19 protein-coding genes are annotated in these 19,579 nt (G+C 58.5%); 17 read left to right on the top strand and 2 right to left on the bottom strand.

Going from position 1 to position 19,579, the window contains the following annotated elements; all coding sequences use genetic code 11:
* Positions 1–23 precede the first annotated feature (23 nt).
* From ACSQ3H_RS01170 to ACSQ3H_RS01185, 4 genes are all read left to right on the top strand, one after another.
* Positions 24–2,729: a S10 family serine carboxypeptidase-like protein gene (locus tag ACSQ3H_RS01170; protein ID WP_436115337.1), complete on the top strand. Its 2,706-nt coding sequence runs from the start codon at positions 24–26 to the stop codon at positions 2,727–2,729.
* A gap of 9 nt (positions 2,730–2,738) precedes the next feature.
* Positions 2,739–3,146, top strand: a complete 408-nt coding sequence (locus ACSQ3H_RS01175; protein ID WP_436115338.1) for a hypothetical protein — start codon at positions 2,739–2,741, stop codon at positions 3,144–3,146.
* A 111-nt stretch (positions 3,147–3,257) separates the two neighbouring features.
* Positions 3,258–5,318, top strand: coding sequence for a S10 family serine carboxypeptidase-like protein (locus ACSQ3H_RS01180; RefSeq protein WP_436115339.1), 2,061 nt, complete (start codon positions 3,258–3,260; stop codon positions 5,316–5,318).
* Positions 5,319–5,329: 11 nt separating this feature from the next.
* The gene (locus ACSQ3H_RS01185) at positions 5,330–5,710 is read left to right on the top strand and encodes a hypothetical protein (protein ID WP_436115340.1); all 381 of its coding nucleotides are present in this window, start codon (positions 5,330–5,332) and stop codon (positions 5,708–5,710) included.
* Between the two features lie 3 nt (positions 5,711–5,713).
* Here the strand turns inward: ACSQ3H_RS01185 and ACSQ3H_RS01190 are convergent, their stop codons facing one another.
* Both ACSQ3H_RS01190 and ACSQ3H_RS01195 read right to left on the bottom strand, forming a co-directional pair.
* Entirely contained in the window at positions 5,714–6,931 is a 1,218-nt protein-coding gene (locus ACSQ3H_RS01190; protein ID WP_436115341.1) for an Mrp/NBP35 family ATP-binding protein, read from the bottom strand.
* A gap of 269 nt (positions 6,932–7,200) precedes the next feature.
* Entirely contained in the window at positions 7,201–8,583 is a 1,383-nt protein-coding gene (locus tag ACSQ3H_RS01195) for a formimidoylglutamate deiminase (protein ID WP_436115342.1), read from the bottom strand.
* Positions 8,584–8,668: 85 nt separating this feature from the next.
* Between ACSQ3H_RS01195 and hutI the strand changes: the two genes are divergently transcribed.
* From hutI to ACSQ3H_RS01260, 13 genes are all read left to right on the top strand, one after another.
* Positions 8,669–9,862 (top strand): imidazolonepropionase, encoded by a 1,194-nt coding sequence (gene hutI / locus ACSQ3H_RS01200; RefSeq protein ID WP_436115343.1) that lies wholly within the window; start codon positions 8,669–8,671, stop codon positions 9,860–9,862.
* A 3-nt stretch (positions 9,863–9,865) separates the two neighbouring features.
* Positions 9,866–11,407, top strand: a complete 1,542-nt coding sequence (gene hutH, locus ACSQ3H_RS01205) for a histidine ammonia-lyase (protein ID WP_436115344.1) — start codon at positions 9,866–9,868, stop codon at positions 11,405–11,407.
* Positions 11,404–12,207, top strand: coding sequence for an N-formylglutamate deformylase (gene hutG, locus ACSQ3H_RS01210; protein ID WP_436115345.1), 804 nt, complete (start codon positions 11,404–11,406; stop codon positions 12,205–12,207). Before hutH ends, hutG begins: the two co-directional genes overlap by 4 nt.
* Complete coding sequence (hutU, locus tag ACSQ3H_RS01215; RefSeq protein ID WP_436115346.1) at positions 12,207–13,877, top strand: urocanate hydratase; 1,671 nt, start codon at positions 12,207–12,209, stop codon at positions 13,875–13,877. The genes hutG and hutU overlap by 1 nt, the downstream gene beginning before the upstream one ends.
* Positions 13,877–14,458 (top strand): HutD/Ves family protein, encoded by a 582-nt coding sequence (locus ACSQ3H_RS01220; protein ID WP_436115347.1) that lies wholly within the window; start codon positions 13,877–13,879, stop codon positions 14,456–14,458. Before hutU ends, ACSQ3H_RS01220 begins: the two co-directional genes overlap by 1 nt.
* A 9-nt stretch (positions 14,459–14,467) precedes the next feature.
* Positions 14,468–15,232 (top strand): histidine utilization repressor, encoded by a 765-nt coding sequence (hutC, locus tag ACSQ3H_RS01225; protein ID WP_436115348.1) that lies wholly within the window; start codon positions 14,468–14,470, stop codon positions 15,230–15,232.
* Positions 15,233–15,455: 223 nt separating this feature from the next.
* Positions 15,456–15,839, top strand: coding sequence for a hypothetical protein (locus ACSQ3H_RS01230; protein WP_436115349.1), 384 nt, complete (start codon positions 15,456–15,458; stop codon positions 15,837–15,839).
* Between the two features lie 85 nt (positions 15,840–15,924).
* Positions 15,925–17,247, top strand: coding sequence for a PepSY-associated TM helix domain-containing protein (locus tag ACSQ3H_RS01235; RefSeq protein WP_436119313.1), 1,323 nt, complete (start codon positions 15,925–15,927; stop codon positions 17,245–17,247).
* A gap of 23 nt (positions 17,248–17,270) precedes the next feature.
* Positions 17,271–17,801: a copper chaperone PCu(A)C gene (locus ACSQ3H_RS01240; RefSeq protein ID WP_436115350.1), complete on the top strand. Its 531-nt coding sequence runs from the start codon at positions 17,271–17,273 to the stop codon at positions 17,799–17,801.
* Positions 17,801–18,391, top strand: a complete 591-nt coding sequence (locus tag ACSQ3H_RS01245; RefSeq protein WP_436115351.1) for an SCO family protein — start codon at positions 17,801–17,803, stop codon at positions 18,389–18,391. Before ACSQ3H_RS01240 ends, ACSQ3H_RS01245 begins: the two co-directional genes overlap by 1 nt.
* 247 nt (positions 18,392–18,638) lie before the next feature.
* A complete protein-coding gene (locus ACSQ3H_RS01250) occupies positions 18,639–18,809 on the top strand; it encodes a hypothetical protein (protein ID WP_436115352.1) in 171 nt (56 codons plus the stop codon).
* A complete protein-coding gene (locus ACSQ3H_RS01255; RefSeq protein WP_436115353.1) occupies positions 18,778–19,293 on the top strand; it encodes a hypothetical protein in 516 nt (171 codons plus the stop codon). The genes ACSQ3H_RS01250 and ACSQ3H_RS01255 overlap by 32 nt, the downstream gene beginning before the upstream one ends.
* Positions 19,294–19,306: 13 nt before the next feature.
* Complete coding sequence (locus tag ACSQ3H_RS01260; RefSeq protein WP_436115354.1) at positions 19,307–19,483, top strand: hypothetical protein; 177 nt, start codon at positions 19,307–19,309, stop codon at positions 19,481–19,483.
* Positions 19,484–19,579 lie beyond the last annotated feature (96 nt).

Raw genomic sequence — 19,579 nt, forward strand, 5'->3', positions numbered from 1 at the left:
TTTCAGATCAGGATTTCAACACAATGAATTTTAGAAATTCGTCTCTAGCACTTTTGCTATTCCTCACCGCCTGCAATGGCTCGAACTCCTCCACCCCGCAAACCGATACGACGCAGATCGATACCACAGGTGCGGACAGCACCTTTGCCGACCTCGCCAAGGCGAAGGACGAGCTTGCCACTGTCACTGCACAGAAGTCGCTAACGCAGGCGGGACTGGATGACCTGAACAACCGGACCACCGCGGCAAAACAATCCCTTGATGAGAAAAATGCCGAACTTGCAGTCCTGAAGGGTGATGGCCAAGGATCGATCAAGGAAAGCGGAAATGCACTGGAGGCCCTGAAGCGTCAGGCTGAAGCCGCGCAGAAGGATATCGACGCAAAGGCAGTCGAACTCGACAACCTGACGCGTACCGACCCGGGCAACCTCGGCCTGATCGCGTTGAAGGCCAAGGAACTCAGCGACAAGCAGGCCGAGCTCAACGATTTGATCCGCATCGATCCGGTTAACCCAGGCCCGATCCCAAAAGCGGAAGCGGAGCTGAAGGAGAAAACCGCCAAACTCGCGATCCTCAATGGCGATGGTGACGGCTCGATCAAGGCGGCCGAGGCCAAGCGCGACAAGTTCCTGAACCAAATCGCCGGTTTGACAACGGATGCCGCCAAGTTGACTGCGCGCAACAGGGCGCTGGAACTGAAGGCACAGGGCGATATCACCGGAGCCGCCGATGTGCTGGCCAAGGCAGGCCTCACCAAGGAAGCAGCGGAAATTTTAATGGCCGGCGGTTTCCGGAAGGAGGCCGCCGAGGTTCTTCGAGCCGGTGGTTTTAAAGACGAATCCGATGCATTGCTCAGGCTGGTGGAGGCAGAAACGCCGAAGCCTGCTGCGAATAGTATCCTCGAAGATAAAACCAGTTATGCCTATGAGGCCAATTCCAGCCTTGCCCTGGAAGAGGTCCGCGAGACGTCGTCCGTCAAGCTGCAGGAAATGACCATCAAGAACAAACTGGTTAAATATACCGCACGGGCCGGACACCTCACGGCGTACGCGCCGAAGGATCCAGCCAAGCCTGACGTAAAGGATGCGCAGGCAACAATCTTCTACATGGCTTATACGAGGGACGATCTGCCAAAGGAAAATCGGCCGGTGACATTCTTCTGGAACGGCGGTCCGGGCTCGTCGTCTATCTTCCTGCATATGGGCTCGTGGGCGCCCAAACGCCTCTTCGTCAACATACCAACCATGACACCAGAGTCGAAGATAACGAAGCCTGCGAGCTTCCCGTGGATCGATGATGACGAGACGCTGCTGGAGCATTCCGACCTGGTGTTCGTCGATCCGGTCGGAACCGGTTTTTCGCAAGCCATCGCACCACACACCAACACCGAATTCTGGGGCATGGATGAGGATGCGCGTATCGAGCGCGATTTCATCACGCGGTTCATCAATGTTTATAACCGCCAGAGTTCACCGAAATATCTCTATGGCGAATCCTATGGCGGTATCCGCACCCCTATCGTCGCCAGAATGCTGGTGGAGGCAGGGACACGCGACTTTGAGAAGGACAATTCCGGCAAACCGGCGAAAATCCTCACCGGGATCGTGCTGAACTCGCCGGTCCTCGATTATGAATCAAATACCGGCCTGGGCGGAGACACCTCCAACGCGGGGTTCCTGCCAACGGAAGCAATGTCCGCTGATTATTATAAAAAGGCTAGCAAACGACAAAAAGCACCCGCAATTGCTTACGTCGATACGTTGAGAAATTTTGTCAGGAATGAATACGCCGCAGGATACAGGCAATGGTATTATCCAACGCGGAGCGCCATAAAAGCAGCAGCCGACAATGCCCCCGCAGCATCGCAGCGAATGTTGGATTGGTACAATGCCAAGTTGTGGCAGTTCGTGGTCGGCCGTTTGAACATTACCACAGACTTTGCAGAGGCTGCCGTCAACTGGTTCGTTGTCAATCCCGTTGATCGTCCCAAAGCCGTCGAAGCGTTTGGCACAGATATTTTTGATGTTGAACCTGGACTCGAACGGTTCGTCCAGCTTGCTCTCGACGCCGAAAAGGAAGCCAATTCTCCGGCTTGGCTCAAGTATACGAAGACCCCAGCGGGCATCGACCTTCTGGGTAACATGAAAAACATCATGGGCCTCGACGTGAATTGGATCAATGAATTTGAAATGTCGTCAAAAAAATTCCAGGAGAGCATCATGCCGGATCTAAGCCTCAATCCCTACGATACCCGCATAAACGTACCAAAGGGCGCTTATGACCTCACTTTCTATGAGGACGACGCATTTGCCGCCGGAATCGAAAATGCTCTGACCGGCATGTTCAATTATCAAACGGCGTCTGCCTATAAGACATACAACTTCGACGTGATCGGTCCTGCGTGGAAATACAGCCGTGACAGTTCCATGAAATATTACAGGAGCAGTATCCCGGATCTGGTGCAGACACTGAACTATGATCCGTCCATCAAGATGCTGGTCATGCATGGCTATTACGATCTTGTCTGCCCGTTCCATCTGACGGAACTTGACCTCGCCAATGTTGGCCTGACAGCCCGCATTCCGGTCAAGAATTATGAAGGCGGGCATATGACCTACGAATCGGAAGAGGCGCGCGTTCCAATGAAACAGGAACTCGACAAGTTCTACACGCAACCCGTCTACCCCGCACCTGCCGTAGTCAATTCGCAATCCGTTTCCATGAACTAGAGAGATACGATGAGAAATTATTACCTATCGATTGCAGCTCTGATGACCATCAGTACCGCCCTCATTGGCACAGTGCCGGCCAATGCGGGGGAGCGATTGGGCTTTCCGCCGCCGGACCCGCCAGGAACGGTGCGCCCCAAAATGACGGCGGAAACGATCCGGCAAGACCTCGACCAGCAATTAAAAAATAGGTTCACTGCGGCATCCGGCGGCTCGGGACGGCTCACCGCACAACAGGCGAAAGACGCAGGCTGGGGCTTCATCGCCGATCATTTCGGCGAAATCACCGGTGGAAATGCCGACTCCGTCAGCCTGGACGAGATCCAGACCTTCATCGATGCCCGCTCGCTCGGCAATCCAGCCGGAATCAGGGCCAAGGCAAAAGCAGCGACCACGACGTTCCACAAAGTGGAATAGAAGAAGGCCCACCTTGCGACCCTCTTTTACTGGCTTTTCAATGCGCCAATTTCAGGCGCAAAAATCTAATTTATTGATTTAATTATATTTTTTATGAATTTGTGAGGATTTATGAATTACCGGATATTGTTTATTTGTGCCTTGGCTGGCCTTGCCGCCTGCAACGGCTCGAACTCCTCCACCCCGCAAACCGATACGTCAGCCAGCACCTTCACCGATGCTGACGCAGCGGCGCTGAAACCGAACGCTGAGGCCGAGGCTGCAGCCCTGACAGCTGCGGCGTTGCTGGCTGCCGAGACGGAGGCGGCAGCCATCAAGGCAAAAGCCGATGAAGCCGCCGATGCAGATACCAAGGCGAAGATTGAAGCTGAGTTAAAGGCTCAAGCCGACAAATTGATCGTGACGGCAGCTGAATTGGTCAAGGCCGGTCAGGATGGCGCGGCCGTGGAGGCGCTGAAGCAGGCGGGATTGGTTAAAGCGGCATCGAAAGATGGCGAGTTAAGGCAGGCGGAGACCCTGTTTACCGCAGCCAAATTACCAGAAGAAGCCTTTCTGCTCTTCGCACCTGACGATTATGTTCTCGAAGACAAGACCGTCTATGGCGGTTTGCCGGCCGATTCTCTTGCCGCTGCTGTAGATGAAAAACCTTCCGTCAAGCGCCACAAGATGACGCTGGACGGGCAGACCTTCTGGCTCACCGCATCGGCCGGGCACCTGACGGCCTTTGCCAAAAATCCCGAAAAGCAGGACCCACAGGCCTCGATCTTCTACACCGCCTATACGCGCGACGATTTGCCGAAGGAAAACCGCCCCGTCACCTTCTTCTTCAATGGTGGACCGGGCGCGTCATCGATCTATCTGCATATGGCATCCTGGGCGCCAAAACATGTTGTCATCGATGCGCTGAACGTGCCGGATTCATGGACCCGGGGCCGCCCGCAGACGTTCGATTTCATCGATAGCCAAGAGTCGCTGATCGACAGGACCGATCTCGTCTTTGTCGATATTGTCCCGGGCACCGGCTATTCTGAGGCCATTGCTCCAAATACTAACCAAACGTTCTGGTCTATTGACAAGGACGTTGAGCTTTCGAGGCAATTCATTACGCGCTATATCAATGTCAATCGCCGGCAGGAATCGCCAAAATATCTCTATGGCGAGTCCTACAGCGGTGGCATTCGCGTGCCAAAGCTCATCCAGGCGCTGGAAGACGCGGGCATTGGCGGCTATGAGAAGGTCGAGACGGTCGACAAATTCAAGTTCAAGGTGCTCACCGGGGCGGTGTTCCATTCGCCGGCTTTCGACTACAACAGCACCAATCAGGTTGTCAGTGACTTTCCCACCTTCGCCATGGTCGCTGATTTCCTGGGTAAATCAACCGCCCCGGACGAGCAGACATCGATTGAGGCCTATGCCGAAACCGTGCGGAGTATTGCCGCCAGATATTCGACTGCCCCCCGTTTTACCGCCTCATCCTACACCGGTATTCCTATGCGGATACCTACCTACTTGGGGGGGCAGTTGAATTTTGGAAGATACACGGAAGCGTTGATGCCTGGCTACGCGTTTAATAGCTATGACGGCAGAATGCACCTCAAGCTCGAACCATTCACGTGGATGCCCGATGCTTTGACGTACAGCTTTGACTTCTTCGAAGAGGACGCTCTCAATAATCGTATCACCAGTCATCTTCCGGAATATGTGAACTACACAGCCAAGGCGCATTATATCAACGGGTCTTGGCAAACGTCGGATCCGGTCCCGGAGAAGGGACCGGAGCTGGCGTTCGAGCTATGGCAAGGCCGGAACGGTGCAAGTGGTCTGGCCAATATTGTGGCGGCCATTGCCAGGGATCCTTCCCTCAAGCTTTTAACAGTGCACGGCTACCATGATACGGTAACGCCCTTCGTCCGCTCTGAACTCGACCTCAAGGGTGTCGTCTTCGATCCGGCGAAAAACCTCACCCTTCTCGACCGCGTTCCGGTGAAGAATTTTGTTGGCGGGCACATGATCTATTACGCACAGGAATCGCGGGCGCCGCTGATCAAGACGCTCCATGAATTTTACGATGCGCCGCCCTATGGCACCGGGCCGACGATTGCCAAGGCACAAAGCCTCAGCATTCCATCGCCAGCGCAGCATGCCCCTGCCACCGCAATATCCCTGCACTAGGAGAGCGACTCATGACCCTTTCGCGTATAATCATCATCGCACTTCTCTCCACCTCAATGGCCGGAGGATCCGCGCTTGCTGGCGACCGTATTTGGCGCCCGGAGCCGGTGCCCGGCGCAAAGGCCGTCAAGCAGGATGCGGCGTCGCTCCAGAACCAGCTTGATCAGGAACTGCGAACCAAGTTCGACGCAGCGGCAAAGTCGAATCACCTTCTCACTGCGCAAGCCGCCAGCGATGCCGGTTGGGGCTTCGTTGCCGGTCACTTCACCGAGATCGACAGCAACCATGATGGCTATGCCAGCCTCAGTGAGGTTCAGGACTTCTTCGATGCGCGTTCGCCCTTGTCCGCCGTGCGGGCAAGGGCTGCGGCGAAGGTGCAGGTGGTGGAGTAAGGCCTACTCGAACACAATCGCCGGTGCCGTCCGCCCGGGATTGGCCTTCGCAGCGGCGAGCTGGTCCCAGACCTTGGCGGCGATCTCTCGATAGACTTTCGCCTGCGGACCACCCGGATTGCTGACGACCACCGGCGTTCCGGCGTCCGACGTTTCGCGGATCTCCATGACCAGCGGCACCTCGCCGAGGAAGGGCACGCCAAGGCGCTCCGCCTCCTTGCGCGCGCCGCCATAACCGAAAATGTCATAGCGCGCACCAGTGTCCGGGGCGATGAAATAGCTCATGTTCTCGACGATGCCGAGCAGCGGTACATCGACCTTCTTGAACATGTTCAGGCCCTTGCGCGCATCGATCAGCGCGAGGTCCTGCGGCGTCGAGACGATGACGGCGCCGGCCAGCGGCACCTGTTGCGCCATGGTCAATTGTGCATCGCCGGTGCCGGGCGGCATGTCGACGACAAGCACATCGAGATCGCCCCACTGCACTTCGCGCAGCATCTGCGTCAGTGCCGACATGACCATCGGTCCGCGCCAGATCATCGGCGTTTCCTCATCGACGAGGAAGCCGATCGACATGACCTTCAGGCCGTAGCCTTCCATCGGCTTCAACACGCGGCCTGATATCACTTCCGGCTTGCCGTGAAGGCCAAGCAGGCGCGGCATCGAAGGCCCGTAAATGTCCGCATCGAGGATGCCGACGCGGTGGCCATTGGCCTTGAGCCCAAGCGCAAGATTGACGGCCGTGGTCGATTTGCCGACGCCGCCCTTGCCGGAAGCAACGGCGATGATTGCGCCGACACCGGGCACACCGGATTTGACCGGCGCTGCGGCGTGGCCGTGCGAATGGGCGGGAGCGGCAGGTTGCGCCGGGACGCGCTGCGGCGGGACCGAGCCTGCCGGAGCCGGGCGTTGTGCCGGACGCGCTGTGGGTGCGGGGCGCGGCGGCGCGTCATCGCTGGTCGGGCCGCCCTTCTTTTCGGCGGTCAGCGCAACGATAGCGCCTGTTACATCGGGCATCGCCTTGACGACACGCTCGGCGGCGGCGCGCAGGGGTTCAAGTTCCTGTGCCCGCGCGGCCGGCACGGTGATCGAGAAGAACACCTTGTTGTCGGCAATGAAAATATCCGAAACCAGGCCGAGCTCGACGATATTGCTGTTGAAGTCGGGGCCCGTCACCGTCTTCAATTGCTCGAGTACATGCTCTTTGGTCACGCCTGCCATTGCAATTCCATCCCTGTCGTTCTTACCAACTCAAATAGTGCAGTTGGAGCGAAACGCCAATGGTGATTTGCATATGGTCGCAGTGCCTTGCCCTCCCCCTTGTGGGGAGGGAGGCTGCGTAGCAGCAGGGAGGGGTTATTTTGCAATAGTTAGTATGGCGATGGCTGTGCTGTTTGAGCGTCGGAAATGCCCCTCCCCGTCGCTTCGCTCCGCCCCTCCCCACAAGGGGGAGGGTGAGGCGCCAAGCAACCCGTCGTAGGCGTTTGTCTTCAAATTCTTGCTAATATTGATGCGAGGCGCGTCTTGTAGGTCTTGAATATGGCATCCCGGTCGCGGTGGCGGCCCTCGTGCACCACATGCCGCCCGGCTGACCAGACATCGCTGACCGCCTGCCGGTCGCCTGCGAATATCCAGCCGTCGAGCAGCCGGTCGCCGGTCAGCCCCAGCAGCGCGGGATTTTCAACGTCGAGCGCGATCATGTCGGCCCATTTGCCCGGGGCAATACTGCCCGAATCGCGGCCGAGCGCCTGCGCACCGCCGGACAGCGCCGTGTCGTAGAGTGTGCGGCCGCAGGACTTGCCCTCAACCGACAATGTCACGCGCGACACGTCGCGCAAGCGCTGGCTGTATTCGAGCTGGCGCAGTTCCTCCGACGGCGAAATGCGGATGTTGGAGTCGGATCCCGTGCCGAAACGCCCACCTGCGGCGAGATAATTCACGCCATCGAATATGCCGTCGCCGAGATTGGCTTCGGTGATCGGGCACAGACCGGCCACAGCGCCGCTTTGCGCGACCCGGCGCGTTTCTTCGGCCGTCATGTGCGTCGAATGGATCAGGCACCAGCGCTCATCGACCGGCAGATGATCGAGCAGCCAGCTCATCGGGCGCTGGCCGTAAGCCGCCTGCACTTCTTCGATTTCCGGTATTTGCTCGGCGATATGAATATGGAACGGCATGGCGCGGAAGTGCTGTTCCAGCGCTTTCAAATCCCGTTCGTTGACGGCGCGGATCGAATGCGGTGCGACGCCAAAGTCCGCATCCGGACCGGCCGATCTCGCTGCCTTCTCCGCCTGCGCGGCCAGTTTCACATAACGGTCGAAATCATTGCCGAAGCGCAATTGCCCGCCTGCCAGTGCCCGTCCGTCGACGCCGCCCTGCATATAGGCGACAGGCAACAGCGTCAGGCCGATGCCGGTGGCGCTGGCCGCCGCCGCGATCCGTTCCGACAGTTCGCCAAGCTGGGCGTAAGGTTCCCCGCCCGGCTGATGGTGCACATAGTGGAATTCCGCAACGCTGGAATAGCCGGACTCCAGCATCTCGACAAAGGCAAAGGCGGCGATCGCCTCGATGTCTTCGGGGTCAAGAATGTCGAGAAAACGGTACATGATCTCGCGCCATGTCCAGAAGCTGTCACGCCCGGCAGGACTGCGCGCCTCGGAAAGCCCGGCCATCGCCCGCTGGAATGTGTGGCTGTGAAGGTTGGCTTGCGCCGGGAGCAAAATGTCAACCGTATAGGCGGTTGCTGCAACCTTGCTCTCAGGCACTACCGAGCCAATACGGCCCGGGGCATCAATCTCGACGAGAACATCATTTTCCCAGCCGTTTTGCGTGAGAGCGGTCCGTGCAAAGACCGATTTTTTGGCCTGGCTCATTTCTTCTCCTGCCCCGATTGACATGTTATGTATATACATATTAACGTTGCGGGCAAGACCAAAAAACGGGAGCAGGCCACGGCCGATGAGGAAAATTCTGTCCGGATTGAGGATCGCCACGCTGGAAGATACCGGCGCGCCGCATGGCCTCATTGAAGATGGCGCGATCGGCATCGATGGCGAGCGCATCGCCTGGGTTGGACAGACTATCCCGGGCGACTGGAAGGACGCGCCCCGCGAGGATTTCGGCGGCAGGCTGGCGACCCCCGCCCTCATCGATTGCCACACCCATCTGGTTTTCGGCGGCAATCGCGCCCGCGAGTTCGAAATGCGGCTCGAAGGTGCGACCTATGAGGAGATCGCGCGCGCCGGCGGCGGCATTGTTTCCTCGGTCAAATCGACCAATGCCTTGAGCGAAGATGAACTCGTCGCGCAAAGCCTGCCGCGGCTCGATACTTTGCTGGCCGAAGGCGTCTCTACCGTCGAGATCAAATCCGGTTATGGCCTCAATATCGAGGCCGAGCTGAAGATGCTGCGCGTTGCGCGCCGCCTCGGCACGATGCGCCCGGTGCGTATCCGTACCAGCTATCTCGCTGCTCATGCGACACCGCCGGAATATAAAGGCCGGCCCGATGACTATATCTCCGAGGTCGTCCTGCCCGGCCTCGATGCGGCGCACGCCGAAGGTCTGGTCGACGCGGTGGATGGGTTTTGCGAGGGCATCGCCTTCTCGCCTGCGCAAATCGCCCGCGTTTTTGACAGGGCGATATCGCTCGGCCTGCCGGTAAAACTCCATGCCGAGCAGCTCTCCAATCTGGGCGGCGCGAAACTTGCCGCCTCCTATGGCGCGCTGTCAGCCGACCACCTCGAATATCTCGATGAAGACGGCGCCAAGGCCATGGCGGCTGCCGGAACAGTCGCGGTGCTCCTCCCCGGCGCGTTCTATGCCCTGCGCGAAGAGCGGGCCCCACCTGTCAAAACCCTGCGCGAGGCCGGTGTCCGCATCGCCGTCGCCACCGATTGCAATCCCGGCACATCGCCGCTGACCTCGCTGCTCCTGACCATGAACATGGCGTGCACGTTTTTCCGGCTAACGGTGGAAGAAGCGCTCGCCGGGGCCACGCGTGAGGCTGCGCGCGCACTTGGCCTGTCCGAACAAATCGGCACCATTGCACCGGGCAAGCGCACCGAAATCGCTATCTGGAACGCAGAGCAACCAGCGGAACTCTGCTATCGCATCGGTTTCAATCCGCTCCACCAGCTCGTTTTGAAAGCGTAATTCATGACCATTCTGCTTCACCCCGGCGCTGTGCCGCTTGCCGTTCTGGAAACGATCTACTGGCACGGCACGCCAGCAAAGCTCGATACTTCCTTTCATGCCGGGATTGAATCGGCTGCGAAACGAATTGCCGAAATCGCCGCCGGCAATGCGCCGGTCTATGGCATCAATACCGGCTTCGGCAAGCTCGCCTCGATCAGGATCGACGCTGCCGATGTGGGAACGCTGCAGCGCAATTTGATCCTGTCGCATTGCTGCGGTGTAGGGAACGCCCTGCCGGAAAACATCGTACGGCTGATCTTGGCGCTGAAGCTGATCTCGCTCGGGCGCGGCGCTTCCGGCGTGCGGCCCGAGCTCATCAGCCTGATCGAAGCCATGCTGGAAAAAGGCGTCATCCCGGTCATTCCGGAAAAGGGCTCCGTCGGCGCTTCCGGCGATCTTGCCCCACTGGCGCATATGGCCGCTGCCATGATCGGTGAGGGCGATGTTGTGTTCGAGGCCAAGCAAATGCCGGCGGGCGAAGGCCTTGCCAAAGCAGGCCTCAGGCCTGTCGTGCTTGCTGCCAAGGAAGGCCTCGCCCTTATCAACGGCACGCAGGTTTCGACTGCCCTTGCACTGGCGGGGCTGTTTCGCGCCCATCGCGCCGGACAATCGGCGCTGATCACCGGCGCGCTTTCCACCGACGCGGCCATGGGCTCATCGGCGCCGTTCCATCCGGATATTCACACATTGCGCGGCCATCGCGGCCAGATCGATACGGGCGCTGCCCTGCGGAAATTGCTTGAGAATTCGCCCATTCGCGAAAGTCATATCGAAGGCGATGAGCGCGTGCAGGATCCCTATTGCATCCGCTGCCAGCCGCAGGTGGATGGCGCCTGCCTCGACCTGTTGCGTATGGCAGCTCGTACGCTGGAAATCGAAGCCAATGCCGTTACCGATAATCCGCTGGTGCTGAGCGATGGTTCGGTCGTCTCCGGCGGCAATTTCCATGCGGAGCCGGTGGCCTTCGCCGCCGACCAGATCGCGCTCGCCATCTGCGAAATCGGCGCGATCGCCCAGCGCCGCATCGCCCTGCTGGTCGATCCCGCCTTGAGCTATGGCCTTCCCGCCTTTCTTGCCAGGAAGCCCGGCCTCAATTCGGGGCTGATGATTGCGGAAGTCACGTCCGCCGCGCTGATGTCGGAAAACAAGCAAATGTCGCACCCGGCTTCGGTGGACTCGACGCCCACTTCGGCCAACCAGGAAGACCACGTCTCGATGGCCTGCCACGGCGCGCGCCGCCTGTTGCAGATGACCGAAAATCTGTTCTCGATCATCGGCATCGAGGCTCTGACTGCTGCGCAGGGGATCGATCTGCGCGAGCCACTACAGACGAGCCCGGAACTCACCCGTGCGCATGGCGTTATTCGTGCAGCAGTGCCCACGCTCGACGAGGACCGTTATATGGCACCAGACCTGAAAGCCGTTTCCGATCTCGTTGCTTCGGGTGCTCTCAACGCCGCGATTTCTCCGGATATTCTGCCAGTTCTGGATACAGCCCGATGAGTGTTGTCGACGTCAAACTGGGGTCGTCCCCGATCATCCTTGGCTTCCCGCACACGGGAACCGAAGTGCCCGATGACATACGCGAAAGGCTGAATGAGAACGGCCAACTGCTTGCCGATACGGACTGGCACATTGACCGGCTGTACGACGGCTTGCTTCCAGAAGTGACGACTGTCCGCGCAACATTCCATCGCTATGTCATCGATGCCAACCGCGATCCCGCGGGCGTCAGCCTCTATCCTGGACAGAACACCACCGGGCTCATTCCGGAAACCGATTTCGACGGCAAGCCGATCTGGCGCGATGGCGAGAAGCCGACTGCAGCGGATATCGAATCCCGGCTGAAACGGTTCCACAGCCCTTACCATGTGGCGCTGGCCAGGGAGATCGAGCGCGTGCGCGAAGCCCACGGCCTTGCCATTCTTTACGACTGCCATTCGATCCGCTCGCATATTCCATTCCTCTTCGAAGGCAAGCTTCCGGATTTCAATATCGGCACCAATGAGGGCAACAGTTGTTCGCCCGAGATCGCCTCGGCGGTCGGCCGGATCGCCTTTGCAGCGCGTGGCTATGACGCCGTCATAAACGGCCGCTTCAAGGGCGGCTGGACGACACGCCATTACGGACAACCGCGGCTCGGCGTCCACGCTATCCAGATGGAACTGACGCAGTCCTCGCATCTGACGACGGAGGCGCCGCCTTTTGCCTATGACGAGGCCAAGGCAGAAAGGCTGCGCAAGCACCTCAAAGACATTCTCGAAATCATCCGACAGACCGCGATCAAGCTGGGGAGCCAATAATGAATAATCCGCGTCACAATATCCGTGAAGTGCGCGCTCCGCGCGGCGACAAGCTGAATACCAAATCCTGGATGACGGAAGCGCCGTTGCGGATGCTGATGAACAATCTCGATCCCGATGTTGCGGAAAATCCGAACGAACTCGTGGTCTATGGCGGCATCGGCCGCGCGGCCCGCACCTGGGATGATTTCGACAAGATCGTTTCCACCCTGAAAACACTGAACGAGGATGAGACGCTGCTGGTGCAGTCCGGCAAGCCGGTCGGCGTGTTCAAGACCCATGCCAATGCGCCGCGCGTGCTGATCGCCAATTCCAACCTCGTGCCGCATTGGGCAACCTGGGATCATTTCAACGAGCTCGATAAGAAGGGTCTCGCCATGTACGGCCAGATGACCGCGGGTTCGTGGATCTATATCGGCACGCAGGGCATCGTGCAGGGCACATACGAAACCTTCGTCGAGGCAGGCCGCCAGCATTATGGCGGCAATCTCAAGGGCAAATGGATATTGACTGGCGGGCTCGGCGGTATGGGCGGAGCACAGCCATTGGCGGCCGTCATGGCCGGCGCGTGCTGTCTCGCTGTCGAATGCAATCCGGACTCGATCGATTTCCGCTTGCGCACCCGCTACGTCGACGCCAAGGCTGAAACGCTGGATGAGGCGCTGGACATGATCGATCGCTGGACCAAGGCGGGCGAAGCCAAATCTGTCGGCCTTCTCGGCAACGCAGCGGATGTCCTGCCGGAACTCGTGCGCCGCAATGTGCGCCCGGATATCGTCACCGACCAGACCTCGGCGCACGATCCGATCAACGGTTATCTGCCGAAGGGCTGGACTTTGGCCGAATGGCGCCAGAAGCGCGAAAGCGATCCGAAAGCCGTCGAAAAAGCCGCGCGTGCGTCCATGCGTGAGCATGTCGAAGCCATGATCGCCTTCTGGGAAAGAGGCATACCGACGCTCGATTATGGCAACAACATCAGGCAGGTCGCCAAGGATGAAGGGCTGGAGAACGCCTTCGCCTTCCCCGGCTTCGTCCCGGCCTATATCCGCCCGCTGTTCTGCCGGGGCATTGGTCCGTTCCGCTGGGCCGCGCTTTCCGGCGATCCGGAAGATATCTACAAGACCGATGCCAAGGTAAAGGAACTGACGCCCGGCAACACGCATCTGCACAACTGGCTCGACATGGCGCGTGAGCGCATTGCCTTCCAGGGCCTGCCGGCGCGCATCTGCTGGGTCGGGCTCGGCGACCGTGACCGGCTCGGCCTTGCGTTCAACGAGATGGTGCGCAGCGGCGAGTTGAAGGCGCCAATCGTCATCGGTCGCGACCATCTCGATTCAGGCTCCGTCGCCTCGCCCAACCGCGAAACGGAAGCCATGAAAGATGGTTCGGACGCGGTTTCGGACTGGCCGCTATTGAATGCGCTACTCAACACCGCTTCCGGTGCGACGTGGGTTTCCCTGCATCATGGCGGCGGCGTCGGCATGGGCTTCTCGCAGCATTCCGGCATGGTGATCTGCTGCGACGGCACCGACGATGCGGCCGAGCGTATCAAACGCGTGCTCTGGAACGATCCGGCTACCGGCGTCATGCGTCACGCCGATGCGGGCTATGAGATCGCCATTGATTGCGCCAGGGAAAAGGGCCTTAACCTGCCGGGTATTCTCGGCTGATGCGCATTCTTCGCGCCAGCGATCACCGGCAAATGCCGTGGAAGAATGGCGGCGGCGTCACCACCGAGATCGCTGTCGCTCCGGCTGGTGCCCCCGTTGGCGATTTCGACTGGCGAATCAGCATGGCGACTGTCGCTGCCGATGGGCCATTCTCACGGTTTGAAGGCATCGACCGCACGCTGACTGTGCTGAGCGGGGCGGGCTTGGACCTTGAGGTCGAGGGCGAAACACCGGTGCGATTGACACCTGCGGGCAAGCCTTTCGCATTCCCCGGTGACGTGGCTACATCAGCACGTTTGATTGCCGGGCAGGTTACCGATTTCAACGTCATGACACGGCGGGGGCGCTGGACACACAGCGTCGAAAATCTGTCCATGAATGGGACACGCGTTCTGCCCGTCGCTGCGGGCGCTGTTGTCATCTTCTGCCGCGAGGGGAAAATCACCCTTGATGAGTCTTCAGTGCTTCACGCCCATGATGCAGCGTTGATCGAAGCTTCGGCGGATACCGCAGAGATTTCGATTGGGGGATCGGGAGAGGCACTCGTCGTCCGTCTCTCGCGAACTCTGTCGGCCGAATAAGAGGTCACCTTGGATCAGTTGGAAAACCAGGTTACCGATACGCCGAAGGGTCAGCTCTCCGCCCGTATCCGCAACGACATCGAACAGCGGATCCTGCTCGGCGAATGGGCTCCCGGTTTTCGCATTCCGATGGAACGCGAATTGATGGAAACCTACGGTTGCGCGCGGATGACCGTGAACAAGGCTTTGTCTGCTCTTGCGGCTTCGGGCCTCATCGAGCGTCGCCGCAAGGCGGGGAGCTTCGTCTCACAGCCGCTGTCGCAATCGGCCGTCATTGAAATTCCGGACGTGCGTGCCGAGGTCGAAGCCATCGGTCAGATCTATCGGCTCGAGGTGATCTCACGGCAGCAGCGCCGTTCGACCCGAGCCGATATGGAACGCCTCAATGTGCAAACGCCGCGTCAGGTTCTGGCAATTCACTGCCGTCATTTCGCCGGCCGCCGCGTCCATGCTTTCGAGGACCGGCTGATCGATCTTGTCAGCGTTCCGGAAGCGGCCGATGTCGCCTTCACCGATGAACCGCCGGGGACATGGCTGCGCGGCCATGTGCCCTGGTCTGAGGCGGAAAACCGGATCAGCGCGCTCAATGCCGATTCCGAGCTCGCGGGTCGGCTCGGGGTAAACGAACGCTCTGCCTGTTTGCAGGTCGAACGATCGACATGGCGCGGCAAGCGGCCGATCACCGCCGTGCGCATGTTTTACCCGGGTGAAACCTACCGGCTGGTCGCGCATTTCAGTCCGAAGGGTGACGTGCCGCGCCGCGATCCTTCGTAGAGCCAAATTCGGAAACATTCTGGACTGAAGCGAAACATTTTTTGCGCAAGAATAGGCAAAACTCATACAAGAGATGCCGAAAATGGCGCAAGAATCATCGAATCTCGCTCAAGAATTTCTACCATGACGCGAATTTTGGGTGTGCCTAGTTGCATTCCTCTTTGCCGCATGGATTTTCAGGTCAGGCTCCTGTATTAAAACCCCGGAATGAAACGAGGCGGTAATGCGCAATATTCGGAACGATTGGCGATTGGCGGTGCGCATGCTTTGCGCATTGGCGCTCGTATTCGTTGCCTTCGCGCACCAGCCCATTTCAGCCTCCCCCGCCAGTGATATCGACCTTGCCGCCTATACCTTGCCCGACGGCTCGGTGCCTGTGCTCTGCCTTCAGAACAAGGTGGATCAGGGCTCGCACAAGAGCACCTGGCACGGCAATGGCTGCGAGGCATGCCGTCTTTCGGCGTCCGTCACTCTGCCGGTTCCGCCCATGGCGTCTGGCCTGAAAATCGAGCCGGTTCAATCACTTGCGATAAGGCGAGAGGAGGTCCGGATCGCGCGCAGCCTCTTCCCGCCATCGGCTCCGCCGCAAGCCCCACCACTCGTCTGATCCAAGGAATGCGCCCTTGATGGCGCGTCGCGACGACCTGCAAAAGCAGCACCGTCACCCTTGCTATCAGACGACTGGAACACATATGACCGTCTCAAGCATGGCTTCCGGGAAGCCCGATTATCTCAGCCTTTCGCTCTACCGCGCCATCTGGCGCTGGCACTTTTTCGCCGGCCTTCTGGTCATCCCTTTCATGCTCAATCTCGCCGTCACCGGCAGCCTCTATCTGTTCAAGGACGAGATCGACAATACGGTCTTCGCCTATCGCAATGTGGTGCAGCCGCGCGGCGAAACCCTCGCCACGACGCTGCTGACCGACAACGCCAAAGCCGCAGTCCCTGACTCAAAAGTCCTGCGATATCAAACACCTGGCGTGCCAACACAGTCAGCAAGAGTCACCGTAGGCACCCCCCAGGGAAACATTTTGGTCTTCGTCGATCCCTATAGCGGCGCGGTGCTGGGGACAGTCGGCGAGCGCGAGGAGTTCAGCTGGGTCGTCAAGAAAATCCACAGCCTCGAATATTTTGGCCTTGCCTTCAATCGCATCGTCGAAGCTGTCGGGGGGCTAGCCTTAATCCTTGTTATTACAGGTTTTTATCTGTGGTGGCCGCGCAAACAGACCGGCGGCGTCATCAGCGTTCGCGGAACGCCGGACAAGCGGGTATTCTGGCGCGATCTTCATGCGGTGACCGGCGCTGGAGCTGGCGCATTGATCTTTTTCCTCGCCATATCCGGCATGCCATGGTCCGGCTATGGTCTTGGCTATCCCGCTCAGCTCTGGGACGATGTCCCTGTATCGAAAATACAGACAAAACAAGTGCTTGGCAATTCAGGATGGACTGTCGAAAATGCACCGGTGCCGGCATCGACACCGATGGGAACCGCTGTTGGGCTCGATCACATCGTCGCTTCTGCAAAGGCTGCAGGCATGGCTCCGGGCTTTGAAGTGTCGCTGCCCGCCGGCAAAAAGGGCGTCTATACCGCCGCGGTTTTCCCCGACGATATTGCCGGGCAACGGACGATCCATTTCGACCAGTATAGCGGTAAGCCATTGGTCGATTTGAAGTTTTCCGATTATGGCGCTGGTGCCAAGGCCATCGAATTCGGCATCGGCCTGCATCAGGGCCAGTATTGGGGCCTCGCCAACCAACTCGTCATGTTGATGACCTGCCTTGCTATCGTTCTCGCCTCCGTTTCCGCCGTGGTCATGTGGTGGAAGCGCCGTCCCTCAGGACGGCTCGGCGTGCCGCCCATGCCCTTGCAGAAAAGTGTCTTCGCCGTTTTTACCTTGGTCATCCTGGCATTCGGCATCGCCTTTCCACTGACGGGGTTTGCAATCCTTGCGATGCTGGTCCTCGATCAATTGATCACGCGCATCCCTTCGCCTTTGCAACGTGTATTCTTATAAGAAACCTGAATTGGAGACGTCTGATGAATTATTTTTCCAGAATCGCAGTTTTGGCGCTGCTGTTTATGTCGATCTCGTATGCTCAGGCGCACGATCATTCCAAGATGATGCAGGGCGGCGCGGCCGCCATGGGCGAGGATGCCTCGATGGAGCCCGTAAAAGCTGGCGATTTGACCTTGAGCGGCGCCTTCACACGCGCCACCCTGCCCGGCGCAAAGGTGGGTGGCGGCTACGTCAAGATCGAGAATCAATCGAAGGAACCTGACCGCTTGATTGGCGGCTCCAGCCCGGCCGCAGCCCGCGTTGAGGTGCATGAGATGAAGATGGACGGCAACGTCATGCAGATGCGCAAGCTGAAGGAAGGACTTGAGATTCCCGCTGGCGGTACCGCTGAACTCTCGCCGGGCGGCACGCATTTGATGTTGATCGACCTTACGGCAGCCCTGAAAGAAGGAGATATGGTGCCTGTCACGCTCGATTTTGCCAAAGCCGGCAAGGTCGAAGTCCAGTTCATGGTGGGACCTGCGGGCGCGACGAGCATGGAGCACAATTGATGAATTTCCGTCTCCTGCGCTACACATTATGGGCTCTGATTGCCATTTTGTGCGGCTTTCTCGTCTTCACCTATATCAATGCGCGCAACGGCAGCAATGCCCAAGCGGTGCAGCTCGGCGTTCCTTTCAATCTCATTGATCAAAATGGCGCACCGATCACCGAGGCAGCCTTCAAGGGCCATCCGACGGTGCTGTTTTTCGGTTTCACGCATTGTCCCGAGGTGTGTCCAACAACGCTGTTCGAAATGGCAGGTTGGCTGAAGACACTTGGCGACGAAGGCAAGGACCTGCGCGTCTTCTTCATTTCCGTTGATCCGGAACGCGATACGCCGGAGGTTATGAAGGGCTATACATCGGCCTTCACCGACAGGATCACTGGCATCACCGGCAATCCGCAGGAAGTCGAGAAGCTACTCAAGGGCTGGAAGATTTATGCGAAGAAGGTGCCAACCGAAAACGGCGACTACACCATGGACCATACTGCATCGGTGATGCTGCTTGATCGTGATGGACGACTGAAAAGCACGATCGATTATAAGGAAAGCCCGGACGTTGCGTTGAAAAAGCTCCGGCTGCTGATCGCCGGATGATCCATGCGTCTGCTATTCTCTTCCGGGCCCGGTCCGGAAGAGATGAATATGCTCTTTGCGGGTTGATCCGAACATTTGTATACTAAAAAACTCATAATTTTCTAGAATTATTCTAACCTATTGATATTTTTATAGGTTTTAAAGAATTAGCATTTGACATTGCGGTTTTGAGAAGCCTTTATGCGAAAAGTGCAAAAGCACATCCCTTTGATGTCTGGGCCTTGAACCCGTTCGATTGGAGGACCCTATGATAGGTCTTTTTCTGCCACGCCTACGCGTGGTTTCCTTGCTGCATCGTCAGCATCTGTCTCCTGTCAGGCTGACCCAGCCGGTCATTCGCGCTTGCCGCAACGGTCCCCTCGCCCTGATCCGCAACGCGCAGCAGGATGGGAGCGGCGATGTATCCGCGCACATCTGAAATCGGCAGTACAGGCTGCTATTTCGATCGCACCCCGGAAAAACTGGTGCTCGAAGGCTACCGGCGCTGGACGGCGGGTTTCGAAACCGGCTCTGTCATCGCTTGGGAAATGGCCTTTGGCCTCTACAGCGAGCTTCTGGGCACGCGTAACGGCAACCGCGCACTTTCCGAGCTTTCATTCTTCATCCGAACCCTGCGCCACTGCGCGTTATGCCCGCTCAAGACCTTCCCCTTCGGCTCACATCATGTCTGCCGGGAAGAATGTATGACCCTGGGACTTATCGCAGGGATTCAAAATTGCGACATGGTTGTGGCACGAACCTGCCTCAATGCCATGGCATGCCCCTCGCGCCAGGAGGAAGTGGAGAACGCGGCGGTCAATTTCGCCGAAACGCTGGCCGATCTGGATCAGATGCTTTTGCCAATCCCGAAATCTGCAATCGACGACATTATTTCCCGCCCGTTACGGGCGCGCTTTCACTGAGAAGGGAGAGAGCATGATCATCAGTTCACGTATGGAACGCCGCCTTTCCATCGCCGCAACCGCTTTATTGACAGCCGCAATCTTTGTCATGCCAATCAAAACGCGCACGTTTGACAACGTTCGAATCGATCAGGGCAGTTATGCGCGGCTCGCCGATGCGACGCCCGTGAAAGTGCTGTTCGGCAAATAGAAATCCGGGTAAGTCCAGACAATTCGACCAGCCGAAATGGTGTCCCTCGCTCAAGCCTTTGCGAGTTGGAAAGATTATTCCGGGTTAGTCTCATTT

The organism is Phyllobacterium sp. LjRoot231, assembly GCF_964253365.1.
Taxonomy (GTDB): domain Bacteria; phylum Pseudomonadota; class Alphaproteobacteria; order Rhizobiales; family Rhizobiaceae; genus Phyllobacterium.